This is a genomic window from Pseudomonas sp. 09C 129 (genome assembly GCF_002843625.1).
In the GTDB taxonomy this organism is placed as follows: domain Bacteria; phylum Pseudomonadota; class Gammaproteobacteria; order Pseudomonadales; family Pseudomonadaceae; genus Aquipseudomonas; species Aquipseudomonas chlororaphis.
On the sequence record NZ_CP025261.1, the window covers coordinates 544,845 to 557,048 of the forward strand.

A 12,204-nucleotide genomic window follows, 5' to 3' on the forward strand; every position below is an offset into this window, starting at 1 on the left:
TCCATTTTGTATAAACCGGTGTGTTCGCCGGTTTTCTGCCAAGGCAGTACGTTACACTGTTGCATTATTTTCTCCAGCGTACTGCCTTCTGCCATGAAAGTTCTTGTCCTCGCTTTGTCCCTTCTATTGCTGGCCGGTTGCGCCAGCGGTCCGCGTTTCGATACCAGCCACCCTTCGGTCAACTTCGATGAGCGGGTGCAATTCGTGGTGGTGCATTACACCTCGGCCTCGATGGAGCGCTCCCTGCAACTGCTGACCCATGGCCAGGTCAGCAGCCACTACCTGATCGGCGACGACAAGGCGGCGACCATCTACAAACTGGTGGACGAGCAATACCGCGCCTGGCACGCCGGCGAGAGCCAGTGGCAAGGCCGTACCTGGCTGAACTCCAGCTCCATCGGGATCGAGATCGTCAACCCGGGCTTTCGCGACCTGCCCACCGGGCGTGTCTGGTATCCCTACAGCGAAGCGCAGGTCCAGAGCCTGATCGTGCTGCTCAAGGACATCAGCAAGCGCAACAACATCGCGCCGCAGCACATCATTGGCCACAGTGATATCGCTCCCCTGCGCAAGCTCGACCCGGGCCCGCTGTTCCCCTGGAAGCGTCTGGCCGAAGCCGGGTTGGGCCGGTGGCCGAACGCCCAGGCGGTGGCGCGCCAGCAGGCGTTCTTTGCCGCGCAGTTGCCGAGCATCGCCTGGTTCCAGCAAGGCCTGGCGCGTCTGGGTTATGAGACGCCGCAGACCGGCGAACTGGATGTGGCGACCCGTCACGTGCTGGCCGCGTTCCAGATGCATTACCGGCCGTCGCGTTTCGACGGCCAGCCGGATGCAGAAAGCGCTGCGATCCTGCAGGTGCTCAACCAGACAAAATAATGACGCCCGCCCGACGGTCAGGGTTTTTTCTCAATCAGTAGCTATAACTCATTGGTAACCCTCGGATATCCAATGATGCCGGCCGCTCGCGAACCCCTACGCAGTTGGTTCTATCGCCCCTGGCTGTTGGCGATGTGTGCGGCTGTGTTGAGTGCGGCCCTGCTGCTGGCGGCGAGCCTGGGCATTGCGATGCACGAGGCGCAACTGCGCGAAAGCGAGCAGATGAATGCCCAGGGCCAACGTTTTCTCGAACGCCTGGAGCAACTGTTCGGTCAGTTGCGTGAAGGCCTGGACGTACTCGAGGCGCAGCCCCTGCGCGGATGCAGCCCCGAGATGGTCGTGACCCTGCAGCAGATCAGCTTCAGTTACCGCTTCATTTATGAAGCGGCCTATATCGATTCAGCCCAGGCCTGCACCAACTGGCCGCTCCAGGACAACCTGGCCGTGATGCGACCGCCGGATATCCGCGGCCCGACCTACAGCTACTGGCTGAACACTTCTACCGAACCCAATGAAAACCGCGCGGCGCTGATGCTCGGGCGCGGTAACTTCCGCGTGGCGACGTCTCGCGGGCACCTGACCGATATGGTCGACCTGCCTGCCAACAGCAGCCTGATGGTGGTTCTCGACCATGGCTCGCGGGCCATCCCGGTGCTGGGGCCGGCGCTGGAGTGGCCGCCGACCGAACCGTGGCCGCCCACGGGACGCAGCCCGTTGCTGGTGACCCAGGACCAATTGATCTACCGGATGCCCACCAGCAATCCGGAGTATCAGATGGTGCTCGTCACCCCCCGCACCAACATGCGCCGAGAAATCTTCGAGGGGTGGTGGTGGCTGCTGCCCAGCAGCCTGGTGCTGGCGGTCTTCATCGGTGGCCTGGCCTTTCAGCTGGCCGGGCAGCGCCAATCCCTGGGCGCCGAATTGCAGGGGGCGCTGCGCCGCGGTGAGCTGCAGGTGCTGTATCAACCCATCTTCGATCTGCGCACGCGCCAGTGTGTCGGCGCCGAGGCCCTGCTGCGCTGGCGCCGTCCGGACGGCACCCTGACCAGCCCGGACCTGTTCATTCCCATGGCGGAGAATACCGGGCAGATCCGCCCGATCACCGATTTTGTCCTGCAACGCCTGCTCGAACAATTGGGGCATCTGTTGCGGGCCAACCCGCAGCTGTACATCTCGGTCAACCTGGCGGCCTGCGATGTCATGGTGCCGCGGATCGGCAAAGTGATGGCGCGCCTGTTGGCGCTGCATCGGGTGGCGGCGCGGCAGATCGCCTTCGAAGTCACCGAGCGCGGGCTGATCGATGTGGTGGTCGCCCGGCATAACCTGCAAGCCTTGCGGGACGTTGGCCATCAGGTGCTGATCGACGATTTCGGCACGGGTTATTGCAGCCTGGCGTACCTGCAGACCCTGCCGGTGGATTACCTGAAGATCGACAAGGCATTCATCGATGCCCTGGGGCATGACGCCGCCAGCAGCGGCGTCGCCCCGCACATCATTCGCATGGCCCATGCCCTGCAGCTCAAGGTGATTGCCGAGGGCATCGAGTTCGAGGATCAGGCGTTGCTGCTGAGCAGCGAGGGCGTGCGTTTTGGCCAGGGCTGGCTGTTCGCCCATGCGCTGAGCGCGGTGCAGTTCATCGACCTGATTACCCGCGGGCGCCGCCTGGGGCCGCGGCGCCTGGATGACGGGGCCTAGCCCCTAGAGGGGCAAGGCCAGATAGAACTGGGTTCCCTGTCCGGGCCGTGAATAGACGCCCATGCGCCCGCCGTGCAGTTGCACGATTTCCTTGCACAGCGCCAGGCCCAGGCCGGCCCCGCCTTTCTTGCGTCCGACCTGGACGAAGGGTTCGAAAATCCGCCCCTGTTGCCCGTAGGCGATGCCTTCGCCGTTGTCTTCGACGCTGATGATGACCCGCTCGCCATGCCTACGGGCCTGCAAGCGGATCAAGCCACCCTTGGCGGTATGCCGCAGGGCATTGTCGATCAGGTTGTCCAGCACCCGCTCCAGTTGCATGCGGTCGGCGTGCAGCCGCGGCAACGGCGCCTGGAGCTCCACCCGCAGCTCGATGTCCTGCGCTGTGGCTGCGCCGATGAAGCGGTTGCGCGCCTGCTCCAGCAGCTCTTCCAGGGTGCAAGGCGCCAGGGTGAGTTTCTGCAGGCCGTTTTGATAACGCGAGAAGTTCAGCAGGTCGTTGATCAGTTGCATCAGGCGCTGCATTTCTTCGTTGACGGTGTTCAGCAGGTCGGCTTCGCGGGACTCCTCAGGGAAGCGCAGGCGTTCCTGCAACAGGCCGAACGCCATGTGCATGCCGGTGACCGGGGTGCGCAATTCATGGGAGGCACGCAATACGAACTCGCTGCGCACACGCTCGAAGGCTCGCTGCTCGGTGACGTCGTGCAGCACCATCACCGCGCCGAGGATATGCCCCTGGGGATGGCTGACCGGGGTCAGGCTGTACGTCAGCAGGCGCGATTCGCCATCGACCTCGACGCTGAGGTCTTCCGGCGCCCGTTCCAGGGTGCCGCCGCGCAATACCAGTTGCAGCTGCTCGTCCAGTTCCGGTCGCTGCAGGGCACTGCCCAGCCCTTGTCCGAGGCGTTCCTCGTCCCAGCCCAGCTGACGTTGGGCTACCGGGTTGAGGTGTTCCAGGTGACCCTGGCGGTCGATCATCAGCAAACCGTCGTCGATGCTGTCGAGCACCGATTGCAGGCGCTGCTGGCCGGCAAGCAGTTCGTCGACATTGGTGGCCTGATGCTCGCGCAGGGCTTGGGCCATGATTCCGAAGCGCCGGGTCAGCAAGTTCATCTCGGCAGCCGAAGACAGGGGCAGGGTCACGTCGAAGTTGCCCTGGCCGATATTGTCGGCGGCCTTGGCCAGCGCTTCGATGGGGCCGCCAAAGCGCCGGGCGATGCCGTGGGCGGTGATGAAGCCGATGATCAGCACGGCCAGCCCGACCAAACCGAGCAGGCCGGCGATCAGCAAGGCGCGATTGCGGGCCTGGTGTTCGATGTCATTGATGTTGTCCAGGGCCTGCTTGTGCTCGCCGATCAAGCCATTGCGCAGGGTATTGAAGCGGTGGGTCAGTTCGGTATTGCCATTGACCCCTGCCGAGCTCCCGTCGGCGCGCTCGAAGGCTTCGAAGAAACGCTGGTAGTCGTCGCGTGCCTGGGTGAAGCCGTTACGCACATTGTTTTGCCGTTCATGCTCGATGCCCTGCTCGAGCAGGGCCAGGTATTCCTGCCTGGAGTCGTCCAGCGCCGTCCGGTCAGGGTTGTGGTTGAGCATGATGAGCAGTTGGTCGCCCAGGGTCTGTCGCAGCTTGAGCCCCAGGTCCAGGGTAATGAAGTTGTTGCGGATCAGCGCTTCCTGGGTCTTGGCCATCTGCATCACGCTGACCAGCCCGAGCAGCAGGCCGAGCAGCGCCACGGTGATCAGCGCCGAGATGCTCAGAAACAGTCTCGTGCGCAGTTTCATCGCTAACTTCATGAGGGGCGGCTCACAGGTTGTACTGTTTGCGTTTGCGGTACAGCGTCGAGGCGTCGATGCCGAGCGTCTTGGCGGCCTGGTCGAGGGTATCGCTGGTGGCCAGCACGGCGCCGATATGGGCTTTCTCCAGCTCGTCCAGGCTCAAGGCAGCGCCGATGCGCGGGGTGTTGTTGGTCGGTTGCTCGGCCATGCCCAGGTGGCTGATCTCTACCTTTTCCTGGGGACAGATGATGCTGGCGCGTTCCACCACGTTGCGCAGCTCGCGGATATTGCCCGGCCAGCGGTAGTTGAGCAGCGCTTCGCGGGCCTCGTCGCTGAAGCCACGGGCGGGACGGGCGTATTCCTTGACGAAGCGCGCCAGGAAACGGTCGGCCAGGGTCAGGATGTCTTCGCTGCGTTCGCGCAGCGGCGGCAGGTGCAGGGTGATCACGTTCAGACGGTACAGCAGGTCTTCACGGAAGCGTCCGTCGCGCACCATGTCCTCGAGGTTGAGGTTGGTCGCGGCGAGGATGCGCACGTCGGCGCGGCGGGTCACCGGGTCGCCGACCCGCTCGTATTCCTTGTCCTGGATGAACCGCAGCAACTTGGGTTGCAGGGTCAGCGGGAAGTCGCCGATCTCGTCGAGGAACAGCGTGCCGCCGTCAGCCTGGTTGACCCGGCCAAGGGTGCTTTCGCTGGCGCCGGTAAAGGCCCCGCGGCTGTGACCGAACAGCTCGCTCTCCATCAGCTCGGCGTTCAGCGACGGGCAGTTGATGGTGACGCAGGATTTCCTGGCGCGCTTGCTCCAGCCATGAATGGCCCGGGCCAGCTCGCCCTTGCCGGTGCCGGACTCGCCGAGGATCAGGATGTTGGCGTCGGTACCGGCGACCTGGCGGGCGGTTTCCAGCACCACTTTCATCGCCGGACTGTGCGAGTCCAGGCCGTCCTTGGGTTTGCGCACTTCGCCTTCGAGGGCCTCCAGGCGTGCCGAGAGCTGGCGGACTTCCAGCTGCTTGGCGGTCGCCAGGCGCAGTTGATCGGGGCTGCAGGGCTTGACCAGATAGTCGGCGGCACCGGCCTGGATGGCGTCCACCGCGGTATCGACGGCCGAATGGGCGGTGACGATGACCACCCGCATCCAGGGGGCCTGGATGCGCATCTGGGCCAGTACGTCCAGGCCGTTGTCCTCGCCCAGGCGCAGGTCGAGGAAACACAGGTCGAACACCTGGCGTTGCAGCAAGGCATCGGCCTGAGCGGCGCTATTGGCCGTGGCGACGGTGTAGCCCTCGTCTTCCAGGCAGTAACGGAAGGTACGAAGGATCGCGGACTCATCATCTACCAGAAGAATGCGGCCTTGATTTTCCGGTGCTGATTCCATGTCCGAGGCTCCTGAAGTGAGTGATCTTATTTAGTCCCGGAAAAATCGGGCAAGTTGCATGGTTAATTCTGATCGATTTCCAAGCGTGCAGATTAGTTATCTCCGGGGTCTATTGCTAATAGATTGAAAACAATAGGTTTTTTATTGATTTCAGGTCTTGCCCGCAGTCCTTTCCCGATTTCGCCACTGTACTCCATGCATTTTCAACTGCGCTTTTTTCCTCAAGTACCGGGCCGATCGTGCAATTCGCACGGTATCCAGGGCGGCATCGTGCAGGATGGCGTATGGCAAACCTCTCAATATGAATGCAAGTCGTTGTTTTTATTGAGTTTGTTCTAATCGTGAAAGCTGGCATGCAGGCTGCAACAACCTGATCAGGCTCGGTTGAACAAGCCGCAGGCACAGCAACAAGCGTTGAGAACAATGACCCCCATGGGAGGAGCTTCCGGATGAAACGCCAACGTCTCGCCCCATTGTCTGTTTCGTCCCTGCATCTGCAGCAGGGATTGTTCGCCAGCCTGGCATTGCTGGTGACCTTGATTGGCGGTCAGCAGTTTTCACGTTGGGAGCAAAGCCAGCAGCAAGAAGCTGTGAGGTTGCCGGTTTCTCATCCCACTCAAACCCACTTCAGTGCAGTCAGCACTCGGTTTGCCGATTCCGCCCCGATGCTTCTGATGGACGTCGACCAGGCTCAGCCTGCCACCGACACGGCTTATCAGGAGCGCTGGGTGTTCTAGGCAGGACAGTCGGTGCGCAACGGCGGGCCGGCTAGGCAGTACCTCTAAATAGAAGCGTAAGGAGAATGACCATGTTGAGCTGGGCAATCACATTCCTGATCATTGCCATCATCGCCGCGGTACTGGGCTTTGGTGGTATCGCGGGCACCGCCACGGGTATCGCCAAGATTCTCTTTGTCGTTTTCCTGGTGATGTTCATCGCTTCCTTCTTCTTTGGCCGTCGTGGTCGAGGTTGAACATGAGCGTTTCTTTGAAAACATTGGCCGCCGCCCTGTTGCTGGGCGGCGCGGCCACGGCGATGGCGGCCAACGACGGTCAGACCCGGGTCAACGAGTTGTTGAACAGTGACCCGCAATACCGTGAAACCTGGCAGGAAGTCGTCGAAAAGGAAGAACGCCTGCCGGAATGGGTGATGAACCTGTCCGGTGACGCGCAGCAGATGAATGCGGTGGAAGAAGACGGCGACAAGTACCTGGTCGGTCCGCTTTGCGAAACCCGCGATACCTGTCGCAACCAGCGCCTGATCGTGGCGTTCAGTTTCGACAAGAAAGACGCCTACGCCATGTTGGTCGAAGTGCCGGCGGGCCTGCCCGCGGACAAGTCGCCGACCCGCCATGCCGAATACCGCTTTCTCGGCAAGCCGGACGCTGGCATGCAGGGCTTGCTCAAGGAACAGCTGAAAAAGGACCCGAACTGGTACTGAGTTGACTGTTCGAAGGTTCGACCATGGAAAGCAAGCGCCCATCCGAGCCTTGCTTTCTGTTGCACCGCCCCGAGGAGGGGCCGCGCATGACCAGGGGGCCGGGACGTTCTGATCGCAACCGGATCGGAGTGACCTAGGGGTACAGGGAGTGCCTCCGCGAGGGCCGGGTCAGGAAAAACTGCGGCGCAAGTTCGCCAGCCGCTCAGGCTTGACGACTTGCGTCGTGTTTGAATGCCACAAACCTTTGTGGCAGAGCGGTGGCCTGCTTTTTCAGGCAGGGGTTCGCGACAAATATTCCGAGTTGCCTGGTCTAACCGTTTCACGGTGTTTCCTTGCGACCGTACATCGAGAAACTTTTGGCTTTTTCCAGATGAGATTTCTGGTTCTAACGTAAGAACTTTCCCTTCTTTCGAAGGTCATTTCGAACCCACTCAAAAACGCTGAATACCGCCTGAAATGGCCGTTTCACGGCAGATGGTCGGGCCGAAATGTCGTCTTCGAACCGGTTGGGACGCCCGTTTCGTTTAGAAAAACTCATGCCGATTCGGCATAGGGTAGGCGTTTACGGCATTAGACGCGCCCCCCTTGCGTCGGAATAGTTGCGCCTTTTTTCGCCTGCAGAGAGCCGTAAATGCTCGCTCGGGGTGACCTTATACGGGGGCCGATGCACAGACTTTTCCGCCATTGAGCGTTCCAGTTCGCGCATTAGCCCGAGTCCAACTGAAGTAAGGGTAATGATATGAAGAAGGCAAAACTAAGCCTCGCCTGGCAGATCCTCATCGGTCTGGTGCTGGGGATTGCAATTGGTGCGCTGCTCAACCATTTCAGTGCCGAAAAAGCCTGGTGGATCAGCAACGTCCTGCAACCTGCGGGCGATATCTTTATCCGCTTGATCAAGATGATCGTGATCCCGATCGTGATCTCCTCGCTGATCGTCGGTATCGCCGGCGTGGGCGACGCGAAGAAACTCGGGCGTATCGGCCTGAAGACCATCATCTACTTCGAAATCGTCACCACCATCGCGATCCTGGTCGGCCTGGTGCTGGCCAACGTGTTCCACCCGGGCGCCGGCATCGACATGAGCACCCTGGGTACCGTGGATATTTCCAAGTACCAGGCGACCGCCGCCGAGGTACAGCATGAACACGCGTTCATCGAAACCATCCTCAACCTGATCCCATCGAACATCTTCGCGGCCATGGCCCGCGGCGAGATGCTGCCGATCATCTTCTTCTCGGTGCTGTTCGGCCTCGGTCTGTCGAGCCTGCAGGCCGACCTGCGCGAGCCGCTGGTGAAGATGTTCCAGGGCGTCTCGGAAAGCATGTTCAAAGTCACCCACATGATCATGAACTACGCCCCGATCGGCGTATTCGCCCTGATCGCGGTGACCGTGGCCAACTTCGGTTTCGCCTCCCTGCTGCCGCTGGCCAAGCTGGTGATCCTGGTTTATGTGGCCATCGCCTTCTTCGCCTTCGTGGTTCTGGGCCTGATCGCTCGCCTGTTCGGCTTCTCGGTGATCAAGCTGATGCGCATCTTCAAGGATGAGCTGGTGCTGGCCTACTCCACCGCCAGTTCGGAAACCGTGCTGCCGCGGGTGATCGAGAAGATGGAAGCCTACGGTGCGCCGAAAGCCATCTGCAGCTTCGTGGTACCGACCGGTTACTCGTTCAACCTCGACGGTTCGACCCTGTACCAGAGCATCGCGGCGATCTTCATCGCCCAGCTGTACGGCATCGACCTGTCGATCAGCCAGCAACTGCTGCTGGTCCTGACCCTGATGGTCACCTCCAAAGGCATCGCCGGCGTGCCGGGCGTGTCCTTCGTGGTGCTGCTGGCGACCCTGGGCAGCGTGGGCATTCCGCTGGAAGGCCTGGCCTTCATCGCCGGTGTCGACCGCATCATGGACATGGCCCGTACCGCGCTGAACGTGATCGGCAACGCCCTGGCGGTCCTGGTCATCGCGCGTTGGGAAGGCATGTACGACGACGCCAAGGGCCAGCGCTACTGGAATTCCCTGCCGCACTGGCGCAGCAAGGAGCCGCTGCCGGCCGGTGAAGTCACCAAAGGCTGACAGCTGTAGCCGTCATCATCGACAAACCCCGGTCAATCCGGGGTTTGTCGTTTCTGTCCGCACCGCTATCATTCGCCGCATCTTCTGGGGGAATAACTGATGCTCAATGGCCTGTGGCTTGGCTTCTTCATCGTGGCGGCCGTTTCAGCGCTGGCGCAGTGGCTGGTCGGCGGTAACGCCGGGATCTTCGCGGCGATGGTGGAAAGCATCTTCGCCATGGCCAAGCTGTCGGTGGAAGTGATGGTGCTGCTGTTCGGCACCCTGACCCTGTGGCTGGGCTTTTTGCGGATCGCCGAAAAGGCCGGGATCGTCGACTGGCTGGCCAAGGCCCTGGGCCCGCTGTTCACCCGTCTGATGCCGGAAGTGCCGCCCGGCCACCCGGCCATCGGCCTGATCACCCTGAACTTCGCGGCCAATGGCCTGGGGCTGGACAACGCCGCCACGCCGATCGGCCTCAAGGCCATGCGCGCCTTGCAGGACCTGAACCCCAGCGCGACCACGGCGAGCAACGCGCAGATCCTGTTCCTGGTGCTGAACGCCTCGTCCCTGACCCTGCTGCCGGTGACCATCTTCATGTACCGCGCCCAGCAAGGCGCCGCCGACCCGACCCTGGTGTTCCTGCCGATCCTGCTGGCCACCAGCGCCTCGACCCTGGTCGGCCTGCTGTCGGTCGCGGTGATGCAGCGCTTGCGCCTGTGGGACCCAGTGGTGCTGGCCTACCTGATTCCCGGCGCCCTGGTCCTGGGTGGCTTCATGGCCTTGCTCGCCACGCTGTCGGCCACCGCGCTGGCGTCGCTGTCGTCGATCCTGGGCAACCTGACCCTGTTCGGCCTGATCATGTTGTTCCTGGTGATTGGCGCGCTGCGCAAGGTCAAGGTCTACGAGGCCTTCGTCGAGGGCGCCAAGGAAGGTTTCGACGTCGCCAAGAACCTGCTGCCGTATCTGGTGGCCATGCTCTGCGCGGTGGGCGTGCTGCGCGCCTCCGGCGCCCTGGACTTCGGCCTGGACGGCATCCGGTATCTGGTGGAATGGGCTGGCTGGGACACACGCTTCGTCGATGCCCTGCCGACGGCCCTGGTCAAACCCTTCTCTGGCAGCGCCGCACGGGCCATGTTGATCGAAACCATGCAGACCCAGGGTGTGGACAGTTTCCCGGCGTTGGCCGCGGCGACGATCCAGGGCAGTACCGAGACCACTTTCTATGTGCTGGCGGTGTACTTCGGCTCGGTCGGCATCCAGCGGGCGCGCCATGCCGTCGGCTGCGCCCTGCTGGCCGAGCTGGCCGGCGTGGTGGCGGCGATTGCGGTGTGCTACTGGTTCTTCGGTTAAGGCTCGGAACGATTCGCGGGCAAGCCTCGCGCCTACCAGGACCATCCTGTAGGCGCGAGGCTTGCCCGCGATGAGGCCATCAGCGCCTGACCAGCTGACTGCCCTGCTTCACCGTCCACTCCACCACCTGCCGGTTCAAGGCGTCTCCGGCCTGGCCAAACCCGGCAACCACCGCCGGCACCTTGGTATCGTTCAGCGGCTGGCGCACTTCGAAGCGCTGGCTGGCCAGGATCTTCTGGTCGTAGCCGCGCACCAGGCGCGCATCCAGGCGGATCACCACCGCCACCGCCTTGCCCTGGTATTCGCTCTGGAATGCCTGCAGGTTGCCGCCCAGTTCGAGGTCGGTCTGCACATCGCTGTCGTCGGTGCCCAGCAACTGCACCCGGCCATCGGCGAGGAACCCATCCAGCAGCCGATTGCGCAGCAGCACCGGCGCCGGATCGCTCCAGCGCGCATCTTTGTAGCTGCTGATCACATCGCCTTGGGGGATCACAGCGATTCTCGCGCTGTTCAAGGCGTCGCTCGCCAGGGGTTTGGTCAGGCGCAGGGACCAGGGCTGCGCGTGGCCCTGAGGCCGGGCTGTGGCGCTCTGAGCCGTGGGCAGGCGATAGATATCCACCGGGTCGGCCTGGGGCAGGATCGAGCAGGCGCCGCTCAAGGCGAATCCGGCGGCCAGGGCCAGCCGGCCGAATGGGCGATAGGCACGCTTCATGGCGTGAACTCCTTGTTCTTGTCACTGCCCAGCAGGTAGCCGCTGGGGTTGGCTTCCAGGCGACGCGAAATGGCCCGCAGCGAGCTCAGGGTATCGCGCAGCTCGCGCACGGCCGGCGCCAGGCCATTGAGGCCCTGGATGCCATTGTTCAGCGAGTCCTGGTTGTCGGTCAGCAGTTTGTTGATGGTGGCGCTGCTCTGTTCCAGCGATTGCATGGCCAGCCCGGCGCTGCCGAATATCTGCTTGCCCTGCTCGTTGAGCAGGCCGTTGGCGTTGCGCATCAGCGCGGTGGTCTGTTCCAGGGTGGCGCTGGCCTGCTTGCCGATGGACGCCAGTTGCTGCATGGCCAGGCGTACGTCGCCGCGCTGTTCGGCGATGGCTCCGGTGGTCTGCTCCAGGTGTTCGAGGGTGTTGCCGATGCGCTCGACGTTCTCTGGCGAGAACATGCTGTTGGCGTTGTGCAGCAGCAGGTTGACGCTGGTCATCAGGTCTTCGCTGTTGTTCAGCAGGCGGGCGATTGGCGAAGGCGACGCGACGATCACCGGCAGTTTGCCGTCCTTGCCCAGAAGCGGCTGGCTTTGTGGAGTACCGCCACTGAGCTGGATGATCGAGGTCCCGGTGATGCCGGTCAGGGTCAGCTTGGCCTGGGTATCTTCCTTGATCGGGGTTTCGCCACTCAGGCGGATCCGCGCCAGGACCCGGCGCGGGTCGTTCGGGTCCAGGCGCAGGCTGACCACATCGCCGACCTTGATCCCGCTGTACTGCACGGCGCTGCCTTTGGACAGGCCGCTGACGGCCTCGTTGAAGATGATCTCGTAGTCCTTGAACTCCGTGTCGACGCTGGACTTGGCCAGCCACAGGCCGAACAGCAGGGCGCCGACCACCACAATCACGGTGAACAGGCCGATCAGGACATGATGGGCTCGGGTTTCCATG

Annotated in this window: 11 protein-coding genes; 7 read left to right on the forward strand and 4 right to left on the reverse strand. The window is 62.5% G+C overall.

The features are described from left to right. The first annotated feature begins 93 nt into the window (after positions 1–93). Together CXQ81_RS02655 and CXQ81_RS02660 are read left to right on the forward strand one after the other, a co-directional pair. The gene (locus CXQ81_RS02655) at positions 94–873 is read left to right on the forward strand and encodes an N-acetylmuramoyl-L-alanine amidase (RefSeq protein ID WP_007924286.1); all 780 of its coding nucleotides are present in this window, start codon (positions 94–96) and stop codon (positions 871–873) included. Between the two features lie 72 nt (positions 874–945). Then, entirely contained in the window at positions 946–2,568 is a 1,623-nt protein-coding gene (locus CXQ81_RS02660; RefSeq protein ID WP_007924284.1) for an EAL domain-containing protein, read from the forward strand. A gap of 3 nt (positions 2,569–2,571) precedes the next feature. On the opposite strand, the gene CXQ81_RS02665 is transcribed toward CXQ81_RS02660, so the two are convergent. Further along, positions 2,572–4,359: a KinB sensor domain-containing domain gene (locus CXQ81_RS02665; RefSeq protein WP_007924282.1), complete on the reverse strand. Its 1,788-nt coding sequence runs from the start codon at positions 4,357–4,359 to the stop codon at positions 2,572–2,574. 10 nt (positions 4,360–4,369) lie between these two features. Beyond that, positions 4,370–5,716 (reverse strand): sigma-54-dependent response regulator transcription factor AlgB, encoded by a 1,347-nt coding sequence (gene algB, locus CXQ81_RS02670; RefSeq protein WP_007924280.1) that lies wholly within the window; start codon positions 5,714–5,716, stop codon positions 4,370–4,372. A 449-nt stretch (positions 5,717–6,165) separates the two neighbouring features. On the opposite strand from algB, the gene CXQ81_RS02675 reads away from it, so the two are divergent. From CXQ81_RS02675 to CXQ81_RS02695, 5 genes are all read left to right on the forward strand, one after another. Further along, entirely contained in the window at positions 6,166–6,453 is a 288-nt protein-coding gene (locus CXQ81_RS02675) for a hypothetical protein (protein WP_009041537.1), read from the forward strand. Between the two features lie 71 nt (positions 6,454–6,524). Further along, complete coding sequence (locus CXQ81_RS02680) at positions 6,525–6,689, forward strand: DUF1328 domain-containing protein (protein WP_003177151.1); 165 nt, start codon at positions 6,525–6,527, stop codon at positions 6,687–6,689. Positions 6,690–6,691: 2 nt separating this feature from the next. Beyond that, complete coding sequence (locus CXQ81_RS02685) at positions 6,692–7,156, forward strand: inhibitor of vertebrate lysozyme family protein (RefSeq protein ID WP_007924277.1); 465 nt, start codon at positions 6,692–6,694, stop codon at positions 7,154–7,156. Positions 7,157–7,895: 739 nt separating this feature from the next. After that, positions 7,896–9,227, forward strand: coding sequence for a glutamate/aspartate:proton symporter GltP (gltP, locus tag CXQ81_RS02690; protein WP_007924276.1), 1,332 nt, complete (start codon positions 7,896–7,898; stop codon positions 9,225–9,227). A gap of 99 nt (positions 9,228–9,326) precedes the next feature. Further along, positions 9,327–10,556: a nucleoside recognition domain-containing protein gene (locus tag CXQ81_RS02695; protein ID WP_101336400.1), complete on the forward strand. Its 1,230-nt coding sequence runs from the start codon at positions 9,327–9,329 to the stop codon at positions 10,554–10,556. Positions 10,557–10,635: 79 nt separating this feature from the next. On the opposite strand, the gene CXQ81_RS02700 is transcribed toward CXQ81_RS02695, so the two are convergent. Together CXQ81_RS02700 and CXQ81_RS02705 are read right to left on the reverse strand one after the other, a co-directional pair. Then, complete coding sequence (locus tag CXQ81_RS02700; RefSeq protein WP_062824096.1) at positions 10,636–11,268, reverse strand: ABC-type transport auxiliary lipoprotein family protein; 633 nt, start codon at positions 11,266–11,268, stop codon at positions 10,636–10,638. Further along, complete coding sequence (locus CXQ81_RS02705) at positions 11,265–12,203, reverse strand: MlaD family protein (RefSeq protein ID WP_101336401.1); 939 nt, start codon at positions 12,201–12,203, stop codon at positions 11,265–11,267. The genes CXQ81_RS02700 and CXQ81_RS02705 overlap by 4 nt, the downstream gene beginning before the upstream one ends. Position 12,204 lies beyond the last annotated feature (1 nt).

Bases quoted from the DNA above. Each gene is read 5' to 3' on its own strand.
- CXQ81_RS02655 (WP_007924286.1), top strand. From the start codon at position 94: ATGAAAGTTCTTGTCCTCGCTTTGTCCCTTCTATTGCTGGCCGGTTGC.
- CXQ81_RS02660 (WP_007924284.1), top strand. From the start codon at position 946: ATGATGCCGGCCGCTCGCGAACCCCTACGCAGTTGGTTCTATCGCCCC.
- CXQ81_RS02665 (WP_007924282.1), bottom strand. From the start codon at position 4,359: ATGAAGTTAGCGATGAAACTGCGCACGAGACTGTTTCTGAGCATCTCG.
- algB (WP_007924280.1), bottom strand. From the start codon at position 5,716: ATGGAATCAGCACCGGAAAATCAAGGCCGCATTCTTCTGGTAGATGAT.
- CXQ81_RS02675 (WP_009041537.1), top strand. From the start codon at position 6,166: ATGAAACGCCAACGTCTCGCCCCATTGTCTGTTTCGTCCCTGCATCTG.
- CXQ81_RS02680 (WP_003177151.1), top strand. From the start codon at position 6,525: ATGTTGAGCTGGGCAATCACATTCCTGATCATTGCCATCATCGCCGCG.
- CXQ81_RS02685 (WP_007924277.1), top strand. From the start codon at position 6,692: ATGAGCGTTTCTTTGAAAACATTGGCCGCCGCCCTGTTGCTGGGCGGC.
- gltP (WP_007924276.1), top strand. From the start codon at position 7,896: ATGAAGAAGGCAAAACTAAGCCTCGCCTGGCAGATCCTCATCGGTCTG.
- CXQ81_RS02695 (WP_101336400.1), top strand. From the start codon at position 9,327: ATGCTCAATGGCCTGTGGCTTGGCTTCTTCATCGTGGCGGCCGTTTCA.
- CXQ81_RS02700 (WP_062824096.1), bottom strand. From the start codon at position 11,268: ATGAAGCGTGCCTATCGCCCATTCGGCCGGCTGGCCCTGGCCGCCGGA.
- CXQ81_RS02705 (WP_101336401.1), bottom strand. From the start codon at position 12,203: ATGGAAACCCGAGCCCATCATGTCCTGATCGGCCTGTTCACCGTGATT.